Genomic DNA, 25,628 nt, shown 5'->3' with positions numbered 1-25,628 from the left:
TTATATCTGAATAAATGCTTCCTTTGTTTGGAACATCTTTAAAAATGGAGGCAACTCGGAAACTTTACCGGAGTGAATTGATGTGCTTTACATCTCCATACCAAAAAACATTCTTTCCTTCGCTGCCAAAACGGCGGAGGGCCTTTGCTTTTCGCAAGCAAAAGTCCCACTCCAGGTACCGCTGCATTCTATGACTCCAAAATGATCGCAGTACTCGTTTGTACCGATTATTCCGCTGTACGTGGTTAGGTTTTTTACCATACATCACGTATGTCCATAAAGGTGACATGCAACAAACTGTCCTTCTACTTCTTGGAGTTTTGGAGCCACGGTCTTGCACATCTCCAGACACGAGTTGCATCGAAGATGAAACTTACATCCATTCGGCGGATTGGAGGTAGAAGGAAGATCGCCTTGCAAAATAATTCGATCTGCTCGCTCATCCGGGTCGGAAACAGGGGCGGCAGACAACAACGCTTTCGTGTACGGATGCATCGGGCGCTGAAACAGTTCATGCTTCTTCCCATATTCAACTACTTCTCCTAAATACATGACGGCCACTTTGTCCGCTATGTGTTCAACCACACCTAAATCATGAGAGATAAACAGATAGGTCAGTTCGAACTGCTCTTGCAGATCCTGCAACAAATTGAGGATTTGTGATTGAATGGAAACATCTAGGGCTGAGACAGGCTCATCCGCGATTATCAATTTGGGCCGCAGCATAAGCGCACGGGCAATTCCGATGCGTTGTCTCTGCCCTCCGGAAAATTCATGCGGATACCGAGAGAGATGGTGCATTGACAATCCAACCGCTTCAATCGTCTTCAAGATTAAATCTTCTCTTTCCGCCAATGGGATGTGATGCGCGATGAGTGGTTCGGATAATATGTGGCGAATGGTCAATTTGGGATTCAGTGTATCAAATGGATTCTGAAACACCATTTGCATGTGACGCTTGACTGCGCGCATATCACGCTTGTTCAGTTGGCCCATATCTTTTCCATCGAAAATGGTTGTCCCGCCTGTAGGCTCTACTAGTCGAAGTATGCACCTCCCCAGCGTGGATTTTCCACAACCAGATTCACCGACAATACCCAAGGTTTCTCCTTTATATACGGTTAAATCAACCCCGTTCACGGCGTATATGTAACCTGGTTTCCGAAACCAGCCTTTTTGAATGGGAAACCGTTTTTCGAGGCCTTTGACCTGCAAAATAGGAGCCCTCATATGCTTACCACCGATCTTTTGGTTTTCTCTTGATATAACCAGCAACGACAAGCAGTTTGTTGATCGACCTGGCATAACGCTGGGTTCTCTTCGAGGCAAACCGGCATCACTTTGTCGCAGCGGGTGGAAAACCGGCACCCTTTCGGATAATCCTCTGGCGAGGGGACACTTCCGCTGACACTGTACAGCCGACGTTGACTCTTTCCCTTTTTCGGGATCGATTGGAGTAATCCGACGGTATACGGATGCTTTGGATGGCGCAGCAGCGTTCGCACATCGGTCACCTCAACCACCTGCCCAGCATACATGACCATCACTTTATCGCAAACCTCGGCGACTACCCCTAAGTCGTGGGTAATCATAATGAGGGACATGGCTGCTTCTTTTTGAATTTTTTTAATCAAATCAAGAATTTGCGCTTGAATCGTCACATCCAAAGCAGTCGTCGGTTCATCTGCGATCAGCAATTGCGGGTTACACGCAATCGCCATCGCAATCATCACTCGCTGTCTCATTCCGCCGGATAACCGATGCGGATATTCGCTGTAGATCTCCTCTGCCCGGGCAATTCCTACTTGCGTTAACAACTCCATTACTTTTTGCTTGGTCTCTGCCTTGCTTCGCTTTTCATGCTTTTCGAGAACCTCGCTGATCTGTTTTCCAATCGTGAGTACGGGGTTTAACGATGTCATCGGATCCTGAAAAATCATCGCGACCTCTTTGCCCCTCACCTGCTGCATCTCTTTATTGTTTAGAGAGCGTAAATCAATGCCATTCAACAGGATGCTTCCGTTCGCTATCTTCCCAGCACTCCCCAATAGCTTCATAATAGCCAGCGAAGTGACACTTTTGCCGCAACCTGATTCGCCAACAATACCAAGGGACTCACCTTTTTTCAGTTGCAGGTTAAAATCTTCTACCACAGTTATATTTGCAGAGTTTTTGCAAAACTGTATGGACAGTTCCCTTACTTCCAACACGTTATCCATACCTGATACATCCCCCTGTCTCTCTTCCGATCTGTCTGAATATGCCCGGCTCGCTTTATTTGTTGGATGCTCGCGGATTAAAAATATCGTTTAGCGCATCGCCTAAGATGTTGACGATAAACACCACAAGCGTGATCGCAATACCGGGGAAAGTCGCCAACCACCAGGCTTCCGATACGAAATCTTTTCCTTCATTTAGCATCGTACCCCACTCAGGTGTAGGTGGTTGAGCACCCAACCCGATAAAGCCAAGAGCGGACGAATCTAAAATCGCTGCACCCACAAACAGCGTGGTATAGACAATCAACACGTTGGCTACGTTGGGTATCACTTGAAACATGATAATCCACCAATCTGAACTGCCAATCGACTTGCTCGCTTCCACATACCCGGACGACTTGATCGTGAGTGCTGCCCCCCGAATCAACAGAGCAAATGAGGGAATGGACGAGATTCCAATCGCAATCATTGCATTGTTCAAACTCGGCCCCAATACCGCAACAATCGCCAAGGCCAATACAATTCCCGGAAGTGCCAGCAAAATATCCATGATGCGCATGAGCAGGTTATCGACAAATCCACCGAGATACGCGCTTGTGACGCCAATCAGCGTTCCTATAACAAACGTAATTCCGACCGACATCAACGCAATCGTCAACGTGACCCTCGCACCGTACAACATCCGTGAAAGCAGATCGCGACCGATCGAATCTGTTCCAAGCCAATGCTCTGCAGAAGGTTCCTGTAAGAACGCTTCATAATTGGCTTCGATCGGATCGTGGGGAGCGATCCAAGGCCCGATGATCCCAAGAAGCACGATTACGAATAGAAAAAAAAGACTGAATTTTGCCTTCTTGTTTTTCAGCACTTTATCCAACATTTCAAATCGAGGTAAATCACGTGACCGATGATTTACGGATGGAGTCGGGACTACTTTGTTACCAACGTTCATTTTATGCACCCGCCTTTTGCTGGCTGATATCAATCCGCGGGTCGATCAACCCGTACAGGAGGTCCATCACAATATTGACCGTCACGTAAATGATTCCCATAAACAGCGTAGTTCCTTGAATCATGGGGAAATCGCGTGAATAAATCGCATCGATCGCCAGTGTCCCGATACCTGGCCAACTGAATACTTGCTCAATAAGTACCGCCCCGCCCAATAGTGACGCAATCTGCAGCCCGATGACCGTCACAACGGGAATCAACACATTTCGGAACGCATGCCGAAACAAGATGAGTCTTTCACCGATTCCCTTGGCCCGCGCAGTCCGAATGTAGTCTTGGGAAAGAACCTCGAGCATTCCGGATCTCGTCAGACGGCAAATGATTGTGGATGCGTAAACACCCAAGGTTGCTGCAGGAAGCACGAGATCATGCAATCCGGTGCCACCTGCGATCGGAAACCATTTCAATTTAACGGCAAATAGCATCATGAGCAGTAACCCCACCCAAAAACTGGGTAAGGATACCCCCAGTGTCGCGAGCGTCAACACCGTTCGGTCAATAAATGTATCTTTGTGCTTGGCTGCGAGTATCCCCAATGCGATTCCAAGTACAATTGCAAAAGCCATCGCGAACAATGCCATTTTCAGCGTCGCTGGAAAACGGGCCATAATTTCCTCTAGTACCGGTTGTCCTGTTTTGATTGAGGTGCCGAAATCTCCTTTTGCGATTCCTGTCACGTAGCTGACATACTGCTCGACAAGCGGCTTATTCAGCCCTAGAGACTCTCTTAGTTGTTCGACCTGTTCTTTTGTCGCCTTGTCTCCCAGCATCATGCGAACAGGGTCCCCAGGAATCAACTGAATCAGCCCAAACGTGAAAACGGAGAGCCCAATGAGAACTAGCAGGCCTGAGGCCAGTCGATTCCATAAATATTGTCTCATTACTTGTTCACCCAACTATCTTGGAATGAGAGGCCATACATCGGTTGAAGCTTCACTCCTTGTACACGTTTGCTCACCAGATAAAATTCTTTTTCCGAATAAAGCGGGGCCCAATACGCTTGTTCAACCAGTAGCTTTTGAATGTCTGCATATATCTTCGATCTCTCCTCCTTATCCAAAGTCGTACGTCCTTTTTTCAAAAGTGAGTCGAGCTGTTCATTGTTAACACGAGAATGGTTCGTACTACCGATCTGGCTGGAATCGAAAAACAGGCTCATCGCATTGGGGTCATTGTCTACGTATGAAACAATCGCCATATCGAATTGCCCCGTGCCTGCCGATTCAATCAGTGCTGCCTGGTCCATCTTTTGAATGGTAACGCCAACCCCAATGTTTTTTAACATAATCTGGATCAATTCACCAATGCGGCTATCGGATTCCGAAAGTGATAAAGTAAGCGTGAGAGATTTTCCGTTTTTCTCTCTGATTCCTTGGCTGTTTACTATCCATCCCGCGTTCTCGAGTAACTTCTGGGCTTCAGCCGCATCATAGCGATAACCGTATTGTTCGCTCGCTGGATCGTACCCGAACAAGCTGGGAGGCAAAGGGGTATTGGCGACTACACCTTCTCCATGAAGAACCGCTTTGACAATGGCTTCCTTATTGAGCGCCTTATTCACTGCCTGGCGTACGGCTTGATCTTGCAAAATCTCGCGAGTCGTATTCATTTCGAGGAACGAAAGGCCCCATTTCTGATTCTCCAAAACGGAAACCTGATCGCTATCCTTATACTTTGTTATCTCTTTCGCGGGGACATAAGCGGCAATGTCGATTGCACCGCTTTCCAACGCTGCCATCATCGTCTGGTTTTCTTTGATGAACTTGATGACCAGCTTATCTGCGCGTGGCGGTCCCTGATTGGCATCAGATGGATTCCCCCACTGATACGCTTCATTTCGAACGAGAGTGACGGAATCGCCTGTTTTCCAGCTTTCGAACTTCCACGGTCCAACGCCTACAGGGTTCCTGCCGTAATCCGTTCCAAGCTTGTCGACAGCACTCATGGAGAGAGGTTGGCCAATCGATGGATCCCACAAATTGGAGACAAGCTGAGCAGACGGTTCTTTTAACTGCAAGATCAGTGTTTTGTCATCCGGAGCGGATACGGATTGAATCGAGCCAAACATATACCCGCCTAGCGGTGAAGCCGTTTCGGGAGCAAGCGCTCGTTCTAATGTTTGCTTGTAAGCCTTTGCTGTCAACGGAGTGCCATCATGAAACCGTACGCCGGCCCGAAGGGTAAATGTCAGTGTTTTTCCATCTTTTGAAACGGTATACGATTCAGCTAGATTCGGTTTTATTTCTTGCGTTTTCGGATCGTAATAGACTAAAGCACCGCCTATGAGAGAAGTGATGAAGGAGGATGCGACCATCGCAGATTTGTGCACATCCAACGAATCAGGTTCGGCGGGATATCCGATTGTAATGGTCCCGCCTTTTTTCGGCTCCGTAGCGGTTGCTGCCTTTCCTGATTCACCAGTCTCTTTCGAAGGTGAAGGGGTTTGGCTGCAACCAGTTGCCATCATCAGCAGGCAGGCGATCAATAGGAGGTACTTTCTCTTAAAAAAGCGGTTTGTCATGCATTCTCCCTCCCGAGCAATCTTCTTTGCACAAAGCTCGTTACTGTCTTGATATAGAGATCGTATTCGTCGATTATGATATCGTGGCTGCTATTCTCAAAAATGATGAACTCGTTGTCAGGGATGCCTTTGGAAATTTCAACCGATTCCTCCACCGGCGTAATCCAATCGTGGCGTCCCGCGATAATGAGTGTGGGAACTTTTATTCGCGGCAATTGGTCGATGACGTCATACGTTTTCATAAATGTTCGAAAACCCTCGTTTAACGCTTGATATGAATGCTTTGATCGTTTCAACGCATCTTCCATCGTCCGCTTATCCTCTTCAGAAGGAGCGGTATAGGTGTAGATATACAATGGGTCCATTACTTGGATTCCTTTGACAAACTCTTCTTCGGACGTAAACGTGCCGCTGAAAATCTTCTCGCCTACGATTTTTTGTTCTTCCGTTCCTTTTTCGGCCAGTATTTTTTTCGCTTTCTCAATCGTCCGATAGCTGGGCGTCGTTACCATTAAAAGTAGCCCTTGCAAACGGTCGGGATATTTCACGCCATAACTTTGCGCGACAATTCCCCCATACGATGTGCCCAAGATCACTATTTTTTCCAGCCCCAAGTATTCACGCAGCGCTTCCACATCCTCCACATTATTTTCAAGTGAGTAGGTGGATTGTGGCCCTTCGTCCGAGAACCCGCTACCACGATTGTCGATGTACACGAGCTGCATATGTTCAGACAGCGGTGTCAAATGTGGTTTATATCCGGTATGATTCGATCCCGGTCCGCCATGGAGCACAAAGCAAACGGGCTTTTGCCTCATAATGGGTCCATCAGGAACACTCCCCACTCCTTCCACATCAAAATATATTTTGGTATTGTTGATCTTTGCGTACATCTTCTACACCTTCCTTTTCTTCCTGGTTATGAGGCGAAACAAGGCACAGATCGTTACCGAACATCGATGCTAATGGCTTTCAAGTCTGTCATTTCATATAGGGCGTATTTTCCTCCAATCTTTCCTATACCGCTTTGCTTGCCTGCCACCCCTCCGAACGGTATATTTGATCCCCCGGCTTCACAACTCCCGCTATTAATGGTGACAACGCCTGCCTTCAATTGTTCCGCAAAGTAAAACGCATCCTTCAGATTCGCCGTAAATACAGAGGATACGAGCCCCCATTTATTTTTGGCAGCCAGTTCGAGGGCCTCTTCATTCGTGGAGAATGACATAACCGGTGCTACGGGACCGAATGTTTCCTCCAGACTGTACAAGCACTCTTCGGTTACCCCCACGATCACGGTTGGTTCAAAAAACAGATTGCTCGCCATATTGGGTGCACGCCTTCCGCCTATCAAGATTTGTGCCCCTTTTTGTAAGCAATCTTGGGCATGTTGTTCATTTTTTTGCACGACCAATTCATTATTTAAAGGCCCCATCGTAGTACGACTATCAAACGGATCACCAAGCACGACCTCCTTTGCATACTTCAGCAATCGTTTTACCAGTTCATCATGTACGTTCTCATGCACCAAAATGAGTTCCGTGGCAGTGCAAACCTGACCAGCATTGAGGAAACACCCCATGGCAATCGATTGGGCAGCTCGATCCAAATCCGCATCTTCGAGCACAATCGTCGGTCCATTCCCCCCTAATTCGAGCAGCAATGGTTTACCTGCCCCCCGAACAGCTATCTGGTTGCCTGTTGCAGTGCTCCCTGTAAAACCGATCGCATCCGTTCCCGGATGGGCAACGATCTCATCACCCACGACCGCACCTTGTCCGGTAACCAAGTTGACAACCCCCTTGGGAACTCCCGCCTCGTCTAAGCACTCTGCCAGTTTCACCGCGCATACAGAGGTGGAAGGCGCAGGTGCCCATACAATCGCGTTTCCTGCGGCCAAACCGTATGCGATATATTCTGCCGGAACCGTATACGGAAAGTTCCATGGTGTGATTATGGCGTACACACCTTTCGGCTGTCGGATCGTAAAGACCCTCTTTGAACTGTCCTCAACAGAGATTACTGAAGTTTCCAAACATTTCATTTGTTCGGCTGCCTCAAGAAACGCCGTGATCGTACCTTCTACCTCGCTCAATGCTTCAGTTAGATAAGGCTTGCCTTGATCGAGTGTTAACGTATGTGCCAGTTCCTCTTTTCGTTTTTCGATAACAGAAGCGATCGATGCAAGAAGTCGGGACCGTTCCCAAACGGACATGGAGGAAATCCTTTCAAATCCCCGACGAGCAGCTTCGATTGCGACTTGTGCATCGTCCCTCGTCCCCTCCGCAACTTTGGCAATCAGTTCTCCTGTCGCTGGACTGAACGTATCGAAATAAGCGCCAGCCAGCGGTTCTACCCACTTTCCATCGATATACAATTTATAAGCTTCCATTTCTGTTCCCCCTTAAATAGCAATAGATTAGAAAACTTGGCTCCGCCAGGCCTTTTGCGGAGCCGTAGTTGCGAAGCACAGGATGTGCGAGTGTCGGCGATGCTATAGGACGTATCGTCCAGCCGACCACTAATACTGGATAAGAATTGTTTTAAATTCTTATCTGTACAAAAAATTGAAAACGTTCTAAACTATTTATATACCTAGCAAACCGAACGATCGGTTGGTTAAGTTGAGATGATTATAAATCGCAATTTATTGAATTGCAAGATAATTAATTCATGAAAATGAACCTATTAGGAGGCACTATGTCGATTCAAAAAATAAAAGAAGTTTCGCTGAAGTTGTTTAGCCAAAATGGGTACGATGGTACGTCTTTATCCGATATCTCAAATGGCGTAGGAATTAATAAATCCACCATTTACGCCCACTTCAAAAACAAAGAAAGCATCTTTTTGGCTGTTTTTGATGACGCGCTATGGGACTATAACATTCACGTCGAAAAGTTGATTGAAGAAATTAAAAATGATCCCATTGAAGAAAAATTGTTCAAGATTCTCTGCGATGTAAGTCACTACTATACGAAAAACGAGGATAAGAAACTTTTTTTACGGAGGTCTGTCCTTTTCCCACCAGCATTTCTGCTGGAAGAACTCATGACAAGGATTGCTACCACCGATGAGGCTCTGGTAAAAACGTTGTGCTCCATTTTTGAAGAAGGGATAAAAGAAGGCATTATTCAGCCGGGGAACATCAAAGATTTAGTCAATTCGTATCTTTGCGTGTTGGATGGGTTATTTACGAATGCCTATTATCTCTATGACGAAAATTTTTCAAATAGAGCCCAGAATATTTGGAAGATATTTTGGAAAGGCATACGAGTGTGATTTGTTTATCGAGACGAAACGTACCATACTGGAGGGTGAGTGAAAGGCCATGTCCGAAAACATTGTGATCAAAGAATATACAAGCGAGCACCAGTCGCAAATCATCGACCTGATTCTCCATATCCAGCAGAACGAATACAACGTGCCAATCACCAAGGAACAGCAGCCCGATCTTTTGGATATTGAGCACTACTACCAGCAGGGAACGGGCAACTTCTGGGTCGCGCTGGATGGCGACAAGGTGGTCGGCACCGTCGCTTTGCTCGATATCGGGAATCAGCAGGCATCTTTACGCAAAATGTTCGTCGCTGAGCCTTACCGCGGCAAAGTCTACAAAACCGCAAGCCTTCTCCTGGCGCAAGCGATCGAGTGGGCTCGTCAAAAGCACGTCCATGACATCTTTCTGGGGACGACGCTGCAGTTTGTTAGTGCCCATCGTTTTTATGAAAAGAACGGCTTCACGGAGATCGACGTCGCACAGCTGCCGGAAAACTTCCCTATCATGCAGGTGGACAAGAAGTTTTATAAGATTGCCGTTTCCTGAACACAAGACAAGGAGATGATGACCATGCATCCGCGTGAATACGAATGGGTCAAACAAACGCGAAGGACGCTGCTTGATTTTTGCAGCGAGATCAAACCGGAAGACTTTACCCGCCAGATCGACGGGTTCGGCGATCTCTGTATCCGCGATATGCTGATGCATGTGGCTGACTGTTACCACGCTTGGCTTGGCTCCTACCTCTTACTTCGGACGAAAAAACCGATTACCGCAAAAGAAGCCTTGGCACAGATCGGCCCTGAAGAAATTCGGGAGCGCTTCGCGCAGGCGGATGGGTATGTGAAAGACGTTATGGCTGAGTTCGCCGGACAGATGGAGGTTCCGCTTACACGGGATATCCCGTGGCGCGTGGCACAGACGCTGACCATGACTCCCGGGAAGCTGCTCATGCATACCGTCACGCATGAGTATCATCACAAAGGGCAGATCCTGTCGATGGCCCGCTATATGGGCTACACGCCGCCTAACACGGACGTGCTCGGTACAGATGACTAAGACATACCAACGAAGAAGACCGCCAACTCCTCGCCTTATAACGAGGAACCCGCGGTCTTCTTTTTAATCATCCCTACACTCCTTTTGGTGTCACCAAAATTTTCACATGCCGCTTGTCATTGACCAATTCCTCGAAGCCTTCCTGCACAATATTGGCCAACGTGATTTTTTTGGTGATGAATTGCTCTACCGGAAAACGCCCTTCCGCGATCAGGGAGATGACCGCCGGGAAAATGTTGCGATAGGCGAGCACGCCTTTGATGCTGCGTTCTTTCAAGACCAAGGAATTGGGTGGGACCTGTGCTGACTTTTCCCAAATGCTCACGATGACCACCTGACCGTCTGTCCTGGTGGCCTCGATCGCGCCTTGCAGCCCTTTTTCGACGCCGGAGACTTCAAAGCTGATGTCTGCCCCGCCACCGGTCAGCTCCAGCACAGCGCCGACCGCATCGGCAGTTAGCGGATTGATCACGTGGTGGGCCCCTGCGGCCAAGGCCATCTGTTGGCGCACCTCGGATATTTCGATGCCGATGATGTTGCTTGCCCCTGCAAGCCGCGCTGCTTGTATGACCAGAAGGCCGATCGGTCCCGTGCCGAATACGACGCACGAATCGCCCGCCTGCAAGCCGCTTTGCCGCACCGCATGCAGCGCGACCGCAGCCGGTTCGACCATCGCGGCCTGCTCGTAGGAAATCCCATCCGGCAGCGGATGCACTAGCGATTCCTTCACCATGGTGATTTCCGAAAATCCGCCACCGCCGCCGCTCAAGCCATGGAAGCCGATATGATCGCAAACGTTGTAATGGCCTTTGCGGCAGGCAGCGCACGTGCCACATGCCAAAATCGGCTCGACCGTGACGCGGTCGCCCACCTGAAAACGGCTGACCCCTGCCCCGATCTCAACCACCTCGCCCGCGAACTCATGCCCGAGCACCACGGGCACACTCTCGTTTGTCAGCGCATGCGGTTCTGCTGGTAAAAAAATCGGCCCCGCCAAATACTCATGCAAATCGGTTCCACAAATGCCGCACCATACCGGCCGAATTTTGACCATGCCCGGCAGGATGACCGGCTCCTCGACCTCCTCGATTCGAATATCCCGTACGCCATGCCATCTGGCTGCTTTCAACCCTTCCTCCTCCTCTCCTCTTTACCCGTGAATCGCATGGCCAACCGCGCCTCTTACTGCCTCAAACAGCGCTTCCGACAAGGTTGGGTGCGGAGCGATGAAGTCTTCCAGCGCATCCGCTGTCATCTCTGTGTGCAACAGGAGCGCAGCCTGACCGATCAGCTCGGTCGCCCGCGGCCCAACGATGGAAATGCCGACGATTTCGTGGAAGCTAGGCTCGACCAGCACTTTCACTTTCCCCGCCGTTTCTTGCAAAATCAGCGCTTTGCCATTGGCAGAAAAAGCGAATTCGCCGGTCCTGATATCCCCGTATTTCGCTCTCGCCTGCCGCTCCGTCAAGCCTACCGACGCCACTTCCGGAGCAGTATATATGCAACGCGGTACGACGCGATCCTGCACTCGGCGATCGCCGTCGCATGCGTTGGCAGCCGCCACCTCCCCCTCGTGGAAAGCCATATGCGCCAATTGGATGCCGCCGGTCACATCGCCCGCTGCGAAAATATGCGGCAAGCTGGTCTGCATCCGTTCGTCGACCTGGATGCCCTTGGTGGAAAAACGGATGCCGATCGACTCCAGATTCAACCCGCCGACGCGCGGACGGCGTCCGATCGCGACCAAAACGGCATCTGCCGCTATCGATTGGAGCCCATCTGGCGTGCGGAATCGAACAGTTTTAGCAGAGCAATCCACTCCTTCGACACTGCTGTTCACATGTACCTCTACACCGTTCCGCTTCAATTGCCGCTCCAGCACGCCGGCAATGTCGCCATCCTCGCCAGGCAAAAGCTGCTCCGCCATTTCGATGATGATTACCTTGCTGCCCATGCGGCTGTAGACGGACGCGAACTCGCAGCCGATTACACCGCCGCCCACGACCACCAAAACCGGCGGCACGACCGCAAGCGACATGGCGTGGCTGCTGTGCAGCACCCATTCTCCATCAAAAGGGGCAAACGGCAGCGGAATGGGCTCGGAACCCGACGTGATAATGATCCGCTCCGCTTCGACCAGCTGTTCGCTGCCTTCCGCAGTCACCAGCAGCTGGTGGTCCGTCAAGAAAAAGGCGCTGCCGTGGATCACCGTAATTTGATTTTGCTTCATCAAATACCTCACGCCTGCGACTAGCTTTTGGATCACTCCTTCTTTATAACGCTGGACATGTGCCCAGTTGACACGCGCCTCGCCAAGCGGTCCCTCGATGCCAAATCGTTCCGCGTGCAAAACTTGTTCGTACGTATCGGCGCTCTCCAGCAATGCTTTGGTAGGCATGCAGCCCACATTGAGGCAGGTGCCACCCAGCTCTTTTTCTTCGATCAGTACAACCTGTTTGCCCGCCCGTGCCGCCGTAATCGCCGCCACATAGCCAGCTGGTCCTCCTCCGATAATTGCAATGTCATGCATGGCTTTCCCCTCCTACCTACAACAGCAAGCTGTATGCTTCCTCGAGATGCCGCTTGATGCAAGCCAAAAACGCAGCCGCTGGCGCGCCATCCAATACGCGATGGTCGAACGTCAGGCTGAGCGGCAGCAGCTGTTGCCGAACCAGCTCTTCACCGACGAAAGCTGGCACCGCTTTGGCCGCTCCCACACCCAGTATCCCGGCTTCCGGCGGATTTAGCACCGGCGTGAAGCTCTCCACGCCAAAATTGCCGAGGTTGCTGATCGTGAACGTCGAACCTTTCATTTCTTCCGGGGCTAACTGGTTGAGACGGGCCCGCTCGCTCGCCGCCTTGATCGCTTGCGCCAGCTGTACGAGCGTTTTTTGCTCAGCGTGGCGGATGACCGGAACGACCAGTCCTTTTTCCAGCGCGACCGCCATCCCAAGATGCACGGCTCCATACTGCTCAATATGGCTACCTAAAAAGGCGCTGTTCATTTGCTTGTGCTCCATCAGCGCCAGCACGGTGGCCCTCGCGATCAGATCGGTGACGGAAAGCTTTACCTGGTAGCGTCGCTGCGACTCTTGTGAAAGGCTTTCCCGCAGTTTAAGCAGCGCAGTCACATCTGCGTGCATGGTCATCGTCAGCTGTGCGCTTTGCTGCAAGCTGGCCTGCATCCGCTCCGCAATCACTTTGCGCATGCCTGTGACGGGGATGCGCTCGATGCTTTGGGCATCGGCTTGCAAAGATGCATCTGGCGTGGAAGCTGGACCGCCAGTACTTGCTGCCGACACTGCTCGCACGGCAACCGTATCCGCTTGGCCCGTCGCTGCCTCAGCGGCTTTCCCCGCTGGCAGCCCGCCACGTTCACGTAGCATAAGCTCCACATCCTCTTTGGTGATGCGTCCCTGCGGCCCTGTTCCAGTGATCTGCGATACGTCGAGCCCCGCTTCATCTGCCATCTTACGTGCCACCGGGGAGATCTTGATGCCATCGCGCCCCGCTTGGGCAAATGCAGGCTCTCTCGGCGCGTCTACCGCTGGCTCTGCCGCCAAAATCGCTGCCGCCGATTCCCCCTGTGCTGCCACGGCCGCTGGGGATGACTCGACCGCGAGCGCTTCCTCCGCCAATTCGCCAGGCCCGCCAACGCTCCCCAGCACCGTGCCATACGGGACGACGCTTCCTTCTGGCACAAGGATGCGCAGCAGTACGCCATCGCCCGGCGATTCGACCTCCATTTCAATTTTTTCCGAGCTGATATCGACGATGCCTTCGCCTTTTTTAACCGTATCCCCCGCTTTTTTCTTCCAGGCGATGACGGTACCTTCGACCATCGCCATCCCCAGCTTGGGCATAATCACCTGATTCGCCATGCCGATTCTCTCCTCTCCAGCCTTCCTGATCGTTCGAGCGAATGAATGGGAGCGCCCGGGCTAATTACTTTTCTCGCACGGGCGCTTTTCCTTTCGTTAGGACACGACCGAAATGGAAGCGTCTCCAATTAACTCCGACACCGTTTCAATCACTTTTTGCGGCGTCGGCAAATACAAGTCCTCCAGCACAGGTGAAAACGGAACAGGCGTGTGTGGCGCGGTGATCCGCTTGATTGGCGCGTCCAGCGTGTCAAAGCCTTTATCCGCCACAATCGCCGCAATGTCCGTCGCGATGCTGCAGCGCGGATTGGCTTCATCGATGACGATCAGCCGGTTCGTTTTGGCGACGGAGGCAAGGATCGTGTCCTCATCGAGCGGCGAGAGCGTGCGCGGATCGACGACTTCCACCTCGACGCCTTTTTGGGCGAGTAGCTCGGCTGCTTTCAACGCGGTCTGGACCTGCTTGCCGATCGCCACGATTGTCACGTCGCTGCCAACGCGCTTGATCTCCGCTTTGCCGAGCGGGATCGTGTAATAGCCCTCCGGCACTTCTCCTGTCACGTTGTACAGCGTTTTGTCTTCAAAGAAAATGACCGGATCGTTGTCCTCGATGGACGCGAGCAAAAGCCCTTTGGCATCATACGGTGTCGACGGCACGACCACTTTGATCCCGGGAATGTGCGTGAACATGGCGTACAGGCTTTGCGAGTGTTGCGCCGCCGCACGGAAGCCGGCGCCGTGCATCGTGCGGATGGTCACGGGAACCTGCGCTTTGCCGCCGAACATGTAGCGGAACTTGGCGCCTTGATTCATCACCATGTCGAGGCAGCTTCCAATGAAATCGTTGAACATTAATTCGGCAATCGGGCGCATCCCCGTCGCGGCCGCGGCCATCGCAGCACCGATGTAGCCCGCTTCCGTAATTGGCGTGTCCAGCACCCGGTCGCGGCCGAACTCCTGCACAAGCCCTTTGGTCACACCCAGCACGCCGCCCCACGCTTCGTCGTCCTGCAAATGGTCGACTTGTGCGCCGCCCGCCACATCCTCACCGAGCAGGATCACGTTCTCGTCCTTGCGCATCGCCAGCTTCATGGCTTCATTGACCGCGGTTGAAAAACTGATTTTTCTCGTCATTGTCGATTCCCCCTTTCATTAGTAGGACACATACACATCGGTCAACAGCTCGCTCGCTTCCGGATACGGACTTTCCTCCGAAAAGCGGATCGCTTCCTCGATCGCTGTCGTCACATGTTGCTCCAGCCCTTCGATCTCCGCTTGCGACAGCGTTTGCGAGGCGAGTAGATGGCTGCGGAAAAATGCGATGGCATCGAAATCGTTCAAATGCTCTTCTTTATCCTTGTCTTTCTTGTATTTTTGCGCATCGCCTTCGAAATGGCCGTAGTTGCGGTACGTGATGCATTCGATCAAAGTCGGCCCCTCGCCGCGACGCGCACGCTCGACGGCAACCCGTGCCGCTTCGTACACTTCCAGCACGTTTTTGCCATCGATGCGCACCCCCGGCATGTTGTAACCGTTTGCACGATCGGCGATATGCGTGCAGCTGGAGGCATACGTAAATGGCGTTGCTTCTCCATAACCGTTGTTTTCTGCGACGAAGATGACCGGAAGCTTCCAGATCGCCGCCAAATTCAAGCCTTCATGGAAGGTCCCCTGGTTGTTCGCGCCATCCCCGAAAAAGCAAACGCTGACCGCGTCCGTTTTTTTCAGCTTGGCGGTCAGTGCAGAACCGCATGCGAGCGGAAATCCACCGCCGACGATCCCGTTAGCCCCCAGCATCCCTTTGTCCAGGTCGGCGATATGCATGGAGCCGCCTTTACCTTTGCACAGACCAGTCGCCTTGCCGTAAATCTCCGCCATCATCCCGTTCAGATCGCACTCTTTCGCAATGCAGTGGCCGTGCCCGCGATGCGTGCTCGTGATGCTGTCCCGCTGGTTCAGATGAGCGCCCAGCCCGACGGCAATCGCTTCCTCTCCCGCGTACAAGTGAACGAAACCCGGCAGCTTGCCCTGACTGAACAACACATGCACTGCGTCCTCAAACTGGCGGATCTCCAGCATTTTTTGGTACATCCACTTCGCCTGCTCGCGCGACAACACTTGCTCCTGCGCCTTCGCTACTTCCATCTTTGACGCCCCCCATCATCGGTTTCGAGTGTGCAAACGACTGTAAGCCGCTCTTGCCTTTTCCTATGTGCAACCTGCATGCCAGCCGTGCACTCCCCCAAAAAACCGCGATAGGACGCGGTTTTCCCATAGGGAGCTGTTCCGTGTCTACACAAAAAAGGGACGAAGTGAGATTTTCGTCTCATTTCGTCCCAAATCGTCTCATTTTGTCTTGCCAGCGGACCGACCTAGTCCCCTGTCCCAAACCGTTTGGCATTCCGCAAACGGGCACGTTCCTTTTCTGTCTCACGATCGCGCGGCTCAGCGTTCGTCACCAGCGATTCGAGCAAATTCCGTGCAACCGCAGCCACATCCTCGACCGCCTGGTGAAATGCCTGCTCATTGGCCTTCGACGGCGCATTGAAACCCGACAGCTTGCGCACAAACTGCAAGGCGGCTGCTTGTATTTCGTCATCGGTTGCCGGCGGATCGAAATTGAACAATGTTTTAATGTTTCGGCACATGGGCGTTCTCCTTTAACCTTTTCGTTTGTTTGCATTCATACTTGCACGTTTCTTTCCTGCAGCAGCGGGAGGGCTTGTCTGGCGTCCTGTTCCATCCATTCGGGAATCATAGCTATCTCCTCGATTGTACCAAATGATGCGAGCGCCTGCTTTACACCTTCCCCAAAAGCGGCTACCCCCGCATGCCAGCCCAGCTCGGTCAAGCTTTTCATCCGCTCTGGCACGACGTGGGGATAGCTGCCATCAGCTCCGCTTGCGGCCTGCTCATAAAAGCCGCAGGCACGCTCGCCATGCGCCCTGCCTTCACCCTCCACGATGACAAAGGCTTGCACCACGACGGCTTTGGCCAGCCTCCGCTGCGCGATTCCGCAAAACTTATGCCCCGCAATCGCTAGATCATACGACCCCGGGCAATAGGCGCCGGCGATTTCACCCGCCACGACCTGCTCACCCGTTGCCCCCAACGCTCGCTTGATTAACGCGACCATCTGTTCAAAATGCGGCTCTGGATTGAGCTCGAGCGCCGATACCGGCATCGCAAGCGAAAGATTCACGACGCCAGGGTCGAGTGGGACGGCAGCTCCGCCCGAATGGCGCACCGCCGTTTGATAGCCTTGTCGCGTCAGCTGGCGCACCGCATCAGCGGCCTGCGGCAGCTTGGCATCCCGCGAGCCGAGCACGAATGCATGACAGTGCCGCCATAGATGCAAAAGAGATGGCATGTCCGGTTCTGCTGCCAGTCGGCGCGCATACGCCTCGTCCCGGCAAAACGGCAGCAGGACATCGCCTGTCTGCGGAGCCGATAACGTATCGAGTATATGGTAATCAGGCTTGTTTCCCATCGCTGCCTCCATTCCCTACAGCTGATATTTTTTGAGCTTGCGGTAAAACGTGCTGCGTGGTATCCCGAGCAGCTCCGCTGCCACCGCTGCGCTGCCATGACTCTTCGCCAGCGCTTCCGCAATCGATTGCTTTTCCACTTGCTCCCGATAATTCAATTCTTGCTCAGGCTGTCCCATATCCGCTCGCGGGTCTGTCAGCTCAGTCAGAAAGCGTTTCCATTCCTGCTCAGGTGTGATCCGCAGCCGCTCCACCACATTGAACAATTCGCGAATGTTTCCTGGCCAGTCGTGGGCGATCAGCAATTGCTTCACGTCATCCGTAATGTGCAGGGAAAATCCGTTGCGCGCTGCATAGTGCTTGATTAGACTGACGATATCCTCCTTGCGCTCACGAAGCGGCGGCACAGAAACCGGCATGACATGCAGCCGATAGTACAGATCCTCGCGAAACGTCCCTTCTTGGACTTGCTGGCGCAAGTTCCGGTGCGTCGCCGCAATCACGCGGATTTGCAGCGGCATCTCCTCCCTGCTTCCAATCGGCGTCACTTTACGCTCCTGCAGCACCCGCAGCAACGCAACCTGCATCGCATGCGGGATCTCCCCGATTTCATCAAGAAACAGTGTGCCGCCGTTGGCTTGAATCAGCTTTCCTTCATATCCGCGCTTCCTCGCACCTGTAAACGCGCCTTCTGCATAGCCGAACAGCTCGCTTTCCATCAGCTCGCGCGGAACAGCGCCACAATTGACAGCGACAAACGGTCCGTTCCGCCTGCTGCTGTTCATATGGATCGCTTGGGCGATCAGCTCTTTGCCCGTGCCGCTTTCGCCGTAGATTACCACGTTCACATCAGTCGGTGCGACCCGCTCCACATCACGCAGCGTCGTTTGAAACGATGGGCTGACTCCCGCTTCCCCCTCGAACCGGAAGTTGCGCACAGACGACGCGCTCGTAGCAAACGACACCGAGAATGCTTCGTTGAATCGCTGCATCAGTTCGACTTTCCAACCGATCAATCCGCCGTGTCGCATGGAGGCAAATGGCTTCTCCCGCACCTCGGCGAACCCGTGATTGACCAGCTCCGCCCGCTGCATGCCCGCCCAATGTGGGACGATCCACCGGATACGCTTGCAAGCGAACACAACCTGGCCGTATGAGTTGCAGACGACCAGCAGCCGGTCTTCCTCCTCAGGAATCATCAGCGCCAGCTGCATAAGCTCCAGCTCGTCCTGCTGTCTGGCTTTCGCCCATTCCTGCTCAATTAAAAAGGCGAGCGACGAGACGGTTGCCATCGTCTGCGGATGACTGCGTTCCAAAGGGGACGACACGTCAATCACCCCCAGAAGCGTGCCGTTCTCGTCTCGAATCGGGGAGGCCGAACAGCTCCAGCGATGCGAGGCGACTGAATAATGCTCCGAGCCGTTGATCATGATCGGTTCGCTTGCCAAAAGCGCCGTCCCGATTGCATTGGTTCCCACCTCGTCCTCGGTCCAGCGCACGCCCTCCACGAAGTTGATGGCATTCGCATCCTGAAGCGCCTGCTTTTCCCCCTGCATGTTGAGTACATAGCCCTCCGGGTCGATCAAGAGCGAAATCATGCCTGCATCATGGATGAAAGGGGAAAGGCGATTGAGCTGTGGCATTGCGAGGTCAAGCAAGCGGCGGTGTTTCATGCGCTGCTGCTCCAGTGCGTCTGCCTGCAGAACGACACGACCTGTCCCTTGGTACGGGTCGACTCGCCCGTGCCTGCACCGGTACCACGATTCCGTTATCCGCTTATTGATTCGCGCCGAGTCTATCACACCTTCATGGACAAAACGTTTCCACATCCGCATCGAAACGAGATCCTCAAACATGCATTCGTCACCCTCGCTTTCGAATCAATTCTTTTTTAAGGTTATCCTGAATTTTTGGATTTTTCAACATTTGTGTGAAAAGCCGGTGTTAGTGGTGGGCCGGGGATTTTCGGACAAAAGTTGCACGACGCTCTGACGATGCCTGCTGAGGGTCGGGGTGGCCGGCTCCGCGAAAAAATGGGAATCCGCGCCCCAAAGCCACACGCTGCGCGGCGGGTGTATCTCAAGGAAGTAGATGTGGCGCAAAGGCGTTTCCCATTTTTTCGCGGAGCCTGGAAGGGCATCGCCAAGGCTTTGTGCCACTCTTGTCCGAAAATCCCTTTGCTGCGGATGCGGAGGCAGGCTTTTCAAGCTGCTGGTGGGGAGATCGAGAAAAAAAGATAATATAAAAAAAGAAATAAGTAAAAAAGACCTACTTTCATAGAAGCAGGTCAGGCTGTTGATAAAGATTTGGATGGAAAAAAGCGATTTCCATCACAATAGACACGTCGCTTTTATCTAGAAATAGTTCATACTCATGGCTTCACGTACTTCTTGCATTGTTTCTTTTGCTACCAGGCGCGCTTTTTCTGTACCCGCCATTAGAATTTCATCGACTTTTTTTGAATCATTTTGGTACACGATTCTCCGTTCCCTCATTGGTTCAAGTAAATCGTTAATGCTTTGCGTAATTTTTTGTTTGCATCCCATGCATCCGATTTGCCCCTTTTTACAGCTTTCATAAATCTCATCAGAGCCTTCTTTACGGAACGCTTGATGATACGCATAGACTGGGCAAATTTCTGGATGGCCGATATCTGTTTTGTGGATTCGGGCAGGATCAGTGGTCGCTTTATTAATCTTCTCGCTAACCTCTTCTTGGGTGGAATCTAAGTCGATGGCATTTCCAAGACTTTTGCTCATTTTATTATTTCCGTCTAAGCCGACAAGGCGTGGAACATCGCCAACGAGTGGTTTTGGTTCCACCAACACAGGTTTATAAAGCTGGTTAAAACGCCGGACAATTTTCCTTGTTTGTTCAAATTGTTGCGCTATTCGGGTTAATACCTACTGATAAATAGTCCATTGCCACATTACGCAAGTTTTGTTTAATCAGCTCTGGTTTTTCAAAATGAGTCGTTAGGGCTTGGACGTCTGCAAGTAGTAAGAATGTTTCGTATTGAGTTTGCAGCTCCACTCGATTTTTTAAGCTTCCAACGTAATGTCCAAGGTGAAGTTTTCCCGTAATTCGATCGCCTGTTAAAATACGTTCTTTCATGTATGATCGTTCTTTCATGTATGATCCTCCTCATGATTTTGTTTCTGTCATGTAAACTTGAGCACCACCACCAGCCATCATCCATGGACATCACCCCCTTTCAAGTCATACAAAAAAACCCCGCCCAATAAAGGACGAGGCTATCGTGGTACCACCTTTTTTAATCGCCAAAAGCGATTCACTCTAAAGTACGGTAAGATGTTGAACATCATTACGATACTCCTCTCTTGATAACGGGGAGAGAAACCCGGTAGTTTGCTAGAATCCGTTACAGCAATCCTTCCTTTTGCCCTTTTTCTATCGCGTCATCCCGATTCCGCACACCGAGCTTGTCATATAGAGCTGACGCATAGTTACGCACAGTCCCGTCTGACAAATACAGCTTGGAAGCGATCGTTTTATAGCGCATGCCTTGGGAAAGCATCTGCAAAATCTCTAGCTCCCGCTTCGTTAAACCATAAAAATTCTCGTCTTTTCCGCTTATTTCAGATGCAACGGGCAAATCTTCCTGTTCGTTTACTGGCTGTGCATCCAGCATTTTATGAAACAGGTCATGTGCAATCATCGTTCCGCCGCGATGGACGAGGCGAATCGTTTCCGCAAGCTCGCGTGATTCAATCGATTTCAAGAGATAACCGTCTGCACCACTGCGAATGATTTCCTTGGCTTTTTCCGTATCCTGAAACGTAGACAGGACAAGGACACGAATGCCGGGCCATTTTTCCTTCATTCGTTTTGTCGCAGTGATCCCGTCCATATTCGGCATCTCCAAGTCCATCAGCACTAGATCTGGTTCTAGCTCCTCGCATCGCTCAAGAGCCTCTGCCCCATCCTCAGCCATCCCAACTACGCGCAGATCCCGCTGTCCTTCGAGGATCGTACGCAGGCTGTCCCGAATAAACGAGTGGTCATCAACAATAAACAAGCGAATGATTTCGTCGTCGCTTTCTACCAGCCTCGGCACAAAACACGTAACGAGCGTTCCTTCTCCCCGCTCAGAGTATATGGATACTCTTCCTTGCAAATGGGCGGCCCTCTCTTTCATCGCAGTGATCCCGAAGCCATCCTTCCAATTTTCCACCCCGTGACCGTTATCCTGCACTTCCAGCCTCGTCTGTTGCGGCTCAAAATGCAGGGAAACGACAATGTCCGTAGCCTGCCCGTGGCGTACCGCATTCGTCAAAGATTCCTGCAAACAGCGCAACAAAGTCATTTTCACCTGCTTACCGACCGGATACTCTTCTCCGATCGCTCGAAACCGCACGTTCACGCTAGCATGTGTCTGAAACTCCTCCGTAACCTGCCTCAGCGTTTGGACCAATGGAAGCGTCTCTTGCGGTGACTCCATCTGATGCAAGTACCCTCTCACGTCCTCCATACTTTTTCGAGCCAACTGCAAGAGTGAGTCAAGCTTGTGCGTCCCTTCCTGCGTAGCCACATCCGGGCGCAATGTTTCCAGCCCCATGATGATCGAGGTATAGGAATGCCCCATCGTATCATGTAGGTCCTTGGAAAGCCTGCCCCTCTCCTCCAGCAGAGTAACTCTCTCGATTTGCGTGAGGTACTGTTCCAGCACACTATTTTGCTTGCGAATAATTTCATTTTGCCGATGATTGACGATGAGCAAATGAAAGGCAAACCCCATCGCATAAGCAAGCCCAACCTGTGGAAAAATCTCCAACACATCAATGTCCCGCGAAAATAGCACAATCAACAGTGGAAGTAACACAATCGTCATGGGAGCTGACCAGCGATACGATTTCTCCGCGCTATTGGCGGCAATCAAAAATGCTGGCGTCATAAAAGAAAGGTAGGCCTCTGGAAACAAAGACGTGAGATAAAGAGATACGCCGCCAAACAAGAGCATTTCTGCTATCAGGTAGTAGCGATAGCTCAACATTAGACAAATCCATGGGACGGAGAACACCATAATTTCCCAAAGAACAACACTCCATACGGGCAGGGTAAGATAATCTTTTAATTCTACAGTCGCAACGATGATTGAACAGGAACTGATCAGACGTATAAAAAGCATTACCCAGTCATACCAAGCCCATTGTTTTACGATATCTAACAAACCATCATCCCCTAATTGCTTTGAACATCAAGCGCGTGTACCCACCAATTACTTGGACCAGTCCGTTCCCCAGCTTGGAGCACCCGATCATGAGTATGAATCCTACACTCATCATTTGCAATGCCTTCAGCCCCGAATCCACGGCGATCCCAAAAAAATACAGCTCCAAATAAGGATAGAGCAACGGTCCGAACGCAAACAAAACGGGTCCAATGTAGATGAGTACTCCGATCACCAGACAAATGCACCCGAGGACGAATTTTTGCATCAGCCAATAAACTGATATCCAGTTTTTCCTATTCATTAATTCCGCCTTTGCCTGCATCCATTGATTTCCTTTTACTCGTTGACTCGTTGTCAACGGTTCTATTGAAATATCGGTATAAATTTTCGTCTGAATGCGTTCGTATTGGACAAACGTTTGGGTTGTGCGCAACACATTGGTGAGCAACGGAATTCCAACCACGGTAAATGACAATGCCAAGCCAAGGACGATGCTGCTCAAATAAAAACAAAAATAAAACACACCTGAGCCAAAGGTAAACAGCAAAAAGATAACATTTTGAACGTTACGCATGATCGCTCTTTTCATCGAAGCTAACTCTCTCCTATCAATACCTTTTCCGACACAATGATGACGGTCTGCCCTTACCGTAATCCGCTGCGTGTCACATGAGCCAGTGCCAAAATGTCATATGACAATCCAAGTGATTTTCATTCATCAGAGACTGCAACTTTTTTGTCATGGGGAAAAGTGATGATAGGAAGTAACTACCGAGTATGACGCCTGCTTTGCCATACTGTGCTCAAGTGCTCACTACCGGAGTTGGTGCGCCAAAACGTGTTATCAAAAATTAAAGGAGAATCGCACATGAAAAAAACTCTTCAAAATTTGAGTATGACTGTTTTTCTACTCTCCACAACCTTGGTTGTCGCATGTACGCAGCCGTTCGGTGCTATGGGGGCAAATCAGACTACGTCCAAAGCTGCCTCCAGCACAAAAGGACCGATGGATGCCAAAGAAATAGAAGCGTTTGCCGATCCACTGTTTGCAAAAAAAATGAAAGAATATAATGTGGCTGGTTCCAGCTTTGTTGTCGTCCGTGATGGTAAAGTCATTGTGAACAAAGGCTACGGCTTTGCTGACAAGGAAAAGAAAATCCCTGTTGATAAAGACACGGTTTTCCAAATTGCCTCCGTATCGAAAACCTTTACCGCCTTGGCTGCCATGCAGCAAGTCGATGCGGGTAAAATTGACCTGCATGGCAATATAGAGGAATATCTCGGTGGGCTAAAAATTCCGAATAAGACAGGAAAATCGGTCACCATGTACGACTTGCTCACCTACACACCCGGCTTCGAATTACCTGACGAAACTACCTTTACCGGTCCACAATACATCGGGCAGGACATCTCTATGGATGAATTCCTTCCAAAGCACATGCCGACCGTCATCCGACCACCTGGCGAAGTCTATACGTATGATAATACAGGATTCTTACTCGCTGGCTACGCCGTGGAAAAAGCAAGTGGAATCCCCTTTGCCCAGTATATGGATGAAAAAGTGTTCAAGCCTCTCGGAATGGCCTCGACCAGTGTACGTTTCAAGCCTGAGCTCTTGGAGAGAATGGCTGCCCATTACGATCTTAATGGCGAGCCACGTCCGCTAGAAGGACACGCTCCAACTGATGGTCCGCAGGGAAGCATTCTATCAACAGCAGAAGACATGGTAAAGTACATGATCATGCAGCTGCAAAACGGAAAATTTGACGGCAAGGAAATCGTCAGCCAGAAAAGCATGGAATTGATGCATTCTTACCAGGCTTTCGCGGAAAAGGACATCCCAATCACTACCGTAGGCTTTGAAAACTATTTTCCAGAGTATGCAAATGGTCAGCACGTTGTTTTGAAGGGCGGAAACATGCCAGGCCATTCTTCCCTGATGGTATTGATCCCGGAACAAAAAACCGGCTTTTTCATGTCCTACAACAATGATTCAATGATTAGCGTTGATATTTACAAAGAATTCATGGATCATTATTTCCCAGAAACAGAAAAAAAAGCTGAGCCTGTATACTTGCCCTTGAGTGAAGCGGATGCGCAAAAATATTTCGGGCTGTATCAAAATACGCGTGCCTATTGGACACGCACTTCTATTACCTATGAGAATGGATCACTCGTGCTTGAGGGTGAGGCAACCGGAAAACAAAAGCTGCGAATGATTCGCCCATTGCTATTTGTCGATGAGGTAGGAGAAAAAGTCGCGTTCAAGGAAGACAAAAACGGTACCATCAAATACTTCTATTATACAGCGATGAACGGCTTGAGCCTTGTTGCCCATTCACAAAAAATGGAAATGAAAAAGACCTACTCAGACGTCCCTAACACTAGCAGCTATAAGACCCATATCAACAACCTCAGCGCCTTTTCCATTATGGGAGCGAAATCAGGAAGTAAATTTGATCCTACAGGGAGCATGACACAAGGCGAATTTGCTGACGCCCTGATCAAAGCAGAAGGCCATTACGTAATGGCCGGGAGTGAAGATGGGCTTAGACAGCAATTGGCCGCGGGCATCCCTAATTTGAACCCATCAGCACCAATCACAAGACAAGTCGCTGCTGCCATGATCCAAAATTTGAAGCAGCTTGAGCCGGTCGCAACCACCAAAGTGAAGATGCTAGACAAAGCCGATGCATGGGCAGCAGATGCGATCACTATTCTAGTTTCACAAGGCATCGTCGATCCAGATACGAAGGTAAACGCAGATGGCTCTTTCAATTTCCGTGCAAAAGATTTACTGAAGCGCCAGGAAGCTAGTGCCTTGCTTGATTTAGCGTTTGGCTACTATTCTCTGCCAATTAAACACTGATCCTGCCACCACCCCCAAAAGCCTCTGACCATTACCGGCCAGAGGCTTTCGAATGCTTGATCGCCGAATACACAGTATATCAGGTAGCCTACCGGGCAGCATAGTTGAA

General features: G+C 50.9%; 23 protein-coding genes. 4 read left to right on the top strand and 19 right to left on the bottom strand.

Translation table 11 applies throughout. From position 1 onward, the window contains the following. Positions 1-264 precede the first annotated feature (264 nt). The 7 genes from EDM56_RS15760 to EDM56_RS15730 all read right to left on the bottom strand — a co-directional run bounded on the left by EDM56_RS15760 (position 265) and on the right by EDM56_RS15730 (position 8,143). Positions 265-1,230: an ABC transporter ATP-binding protein gene (locus tag EDM56_RS15760; protein WP_122918842.1), complete on the bottom strand. Its 966-nt coding sequence runs from the start codon at positions 1,228-1,230 to the stop codon at positions 265-267. Then, positions 1,227-2,219, bottom strand: a complete 993-nt coding sequence (locus tag EDM56_RS15755; RefSeq protein ID WP_122918841.1) for an ABC transporter ATP-binding protein — start codon at positions 2,217-2,219, stop codon at positions 1,227-1,229. Before EDM56_RS15755 ends, EDM56_RS15760 begins: the two co-directional genes overlap by 4 nt. Before the next feature lie 55 nt (positions 2,220-2,274). Beyond that, positions 2,275-3,099, bottom strand: a complete 825-nt coding sequence (locus tag EDM56_RS15750; protein WP_246009426.1) for an ABC transporter permease — start codon at positions 3,097-3,099, stop codon at positions 2,275-2,277. A 73-nt stretch (positions 3,100-3,172) separates the two neighbouring features. Further along, positions 3,173-4,111 (bottom strand): nickel ABC transporter permease, encoded by a 939-nt coding sequence (gene nikB / locus EDM56_RS15745; RefSeq protein WP_122918839.1) that lies wholly within the window; start codon positions 4,109-4,111, stop codon positions 3,173-3,175. Continuing rightward, positions 4,111-5,751 carry an ABC transporter substrate-binding protein gene (locus EDM56_RS15740; RefSeq protein ID WP_122918838.1) on the bottom strand — a complete coding sequence of 547 codons (1,641 nt, stop codon included), beginning with the start codon at positions 5,749-5,751 and terminating at the stop codon, positions 4,111-4,113. Before EDM56_RS15740 ends, nikB begins: the two co-directional genes overlap by 1 nt. After that, positions 5,748-6,644 (bottom strand): alpha/beta fold hydrolase, encoded by an 897-nt coding sequence (locus EDM56_RS15735; protein WP_122918837.1) that lies wholly within the window; start codon positions 6,642-6,644, stop codon positions 5,748-5,750. The genes EDM56_RS15740 and EDM56_RS15735 overlap by 4 nt, the downstream gene beginning before the upstream one ends. Before the next feature lie 53 nt (positions 6,645-6,697). Then, entirely contained in the window at positions 6,698-8,143 is a 1,446-nt protein-coding gene (locus tag EDM56_RS15730) for an aldehyde dehydrogenase family protein (RefSeq protein WP_122918836.1), read from the bottom strand. Between the two features lie 308 nt (positions 8,144-8,451). Here EDM56_RS15730 and EDM56_RS15725 point away from each other — a divergent pair, with 308 nt between their 5' ends. Genes EDM56_RS15725 through EDM56_RS15715 form a run of 3 tightly spaced genes read left to right on the top strand, consistent with a single transcriptional unit; the run spans position 8,452 to position 10,087 of the window. Further along, complete coding sequence (locus tag EDM56_RS15725; RefSeq protein WP_183192458.1) at positions 8,452-9,030, top strand: TetR/AcrR family transcriptional regulator; 579 nt, start codon at positions 8,452-8,454, stop codon at positions 9,028-9,030. A 49-nt stretch (positions 9,031-9,079) separates the two neighbouring features. Further along, positions 9,080-9,574: a GNAT family N-acetyltransferase gene (locus tag EDM56_RS15720; RefSeq protein ID WP_122918834.1), complete on the top strand. Its 495-nt coding sequence runs from the start codon at positions 9,080-9,082 to the stop codon at positions 9,572-9,574. Positions 9,575-9,598: 24 nt separating this feature from the next. Further along, positions 9,599-10,087, top strand: a complete 489-nt coding sequence (locus tag EDM56_RS15715) for a DinB family protein (protein ID WP_122918833.1) — start codon at positions 9,599-9,601, stop codon at positions 10,085-10,087. Positions 10,088-10,160: 73 nt separating this feature from the next. Here the strand turns inward: EDM56_RS15715 and EDM56_RS15710 are convergent, their stop codons facing one another. The 12 genes from EDM56_RS15710 to EDM56_RS15655 all read right to left on the bottom strand — a co-directional run bounded on the left by EDM56_RS15710 (position 10,161) and on the right by EDM56_RS15655 (position 23,239). Continuing rightward, complete coding sequence (locus EDM56_RS15710) at positions 10,161-11,216, bottom strand: 2,3-butanediol dehydrogenase (RefSeq protein WP_122918832.1); 1,056 nt, start codon at positions 11,214-11,216, stop codon at positions 10,161-10,163. Between the two features lie 21 nt (positions 11,217-11,237). After that, complete coding sequence (gene lpdA / locus EDM56_RS15705) at positions 11,238-12,617, bottom strand: dihydrolipoyl dehydrogenase (protein WP_122918831.1); 1,380 nt, start codon at positions 12,615-12,617, stop codon at positions 11,238-11,240. Positions 12,618-12,633: 16 nt separating this feature from the next. Continuing rightward, on the bottom strand, positions 12,634-13,968 hold the full coding sequence (locus EDM56_RS15700) for a dihydrolipoamide acetyltransferase family protein (protein WP_122918830.1): 1,335 nt from the start codon (positions 13,966-13,968) through the stop codon (positions 12,634-12,636). Positions 13,969-14,064: 96 nt separating this feature from the next. Further along, positions 14,065-15,102, bottom strand: a complete 1,038-nt coding sequence (locus EDM56_RS15695; RefSeq protein ID WP_122918829.1) for an alpha-ketoacid dehydrogenase subunit beta — start codon at positions 15,100-15,102, stop codon at positions 14,065-14,067. Positions 15,103-15,120: 18 nt separating this feature from the next. Continuing rightward, the gene (locus EDM56_RS15690) at positions 15,121-16,113 is read right to left on the bottom strand and encodes a thiamine pyrophosphate-dependent dehydrogenase E1 component subunit alpha (protein ID WP_122918828.1); all 993 of its coding nucleotides are present in this window, start codon (positions 16,111-16,113) and stop codon (positions 15,121-15,123) included. Between the two features lie 227 nt (positions 16,114-16,340). Then, a complete protein-coding gene (locus EDM56_RS15685) occupies positions 16,341-16,616 on the bottom strand; it encodes a DUF2277 domain-containing protein (protein WP_122918827.1) in 276 nt (91 codons plus the stop codon). Between the two features lie 35 nt (positions 16,617-16,651). Continuing rightward, positions 16,652-17,458: a lipoate--protein ligase family protein gene (locus tag EDM56_RS15680; RefSeq protein WP_122918826.1), complete on the bottom strand. Its 807-nt coding sequence runs from the start codon at positions 17,456-17,458 to the stop codon at positions 16,652-16,654. Positions 17,459-17,473: 15 nt separating this feature from the next. Then, complete coding sequence (locus tag EDM56_RS15675; RefSeq protein ID WP_122918825.1) at positions 17,474-19,312, bottom strand: sigma-54-dependent Fis family transcriptional regulator; 1,839 nt, start codon at positions 19,310-19,312, stop codon at positions 17,474-17,476. Between the two features lie 498 nt (positions 19,313-19,810). Continuing rightward, the gene (locus tag EDM56_RS31875) at positions 19,811-20,284 is read right to left on the bottom strand and encodes a hypothetical protein (RefSeq protein WP_246009402.1); all 474 of its coding nucleotides are present in this window, start codon (positions 20,282-20,284) and stop codon (positions 19,811-19,813) included. 46 nt (positions 20,285-20,330) lie between these two features. Further along, the gene (locus EDM56_RS31870; RefSeq protein WP_246009401.1) at positions 20,331-20,588 is read right to left on the bottom strand and encodes a hypothetical protein; all 258 of its coding nucleotides are present in this window, start codon (positions 20,586-20,588) and stop codon (positions 20,331-20,333) included. Between the two features lie 250 nt (positions 20,589-20,838). Further along, positions 20,839-22,647 (bottom strand): helix-turn-helix transcriptional regulator, encoded by a 1,809-nt coding sequence (locus EDM56_RS15660; RefSeq protein WP_122918823.1) that lies wholly within the window; start codon positions 22,645-22,647, stop codon positions 20,839-20,841. Between the two features lie 4 nt (positions 22,648-22,651). Continuing rightward, a complete protein-coding gene (locus tag EDM56_RS15655; RefSeq protein WP_122918822.1) occupies positions 22,652-23,239 on the bottom strand; it encodes a sensor domain-containing protein in 588 nt (195 codons plus the stop codon). Between the two features lie 279 nt (positions 23,240-23,518). Here EDM56_RS15655 and EDM56_RS15650 point away from each other — a divergent pair, with 279 nt between their 5' ends. Continuing rightward, positions 23,519-25,519 (top strand): serine hydrolase domain-containing protein, encoded by a 2,001-nt coding sequence (locus EDM56_RS15650; RefSeq protein WP_122918821.1) that lies wholly within the window; start codon positions 23,519-23,521, stop codon positions 25,517-25,519. Positions 25,520-25,628 lie beyond the last annotated feature (109 nt).

The organism is Brevibacillus fluminis, from assembly GCF_003710825.1.
Taxonomy (GTDB): Bacteria; Bacillota; Bacilli; order Brevibacillales; family Brevibacillaceae; genus Brevibacillus_D; species Brevibacillus_D fluminis.
The sequence above is the reverse complement of the archived record's forward strand: the minus strand, read 5'-3'. Positions and strand labels throughout refer to the sequence as shown.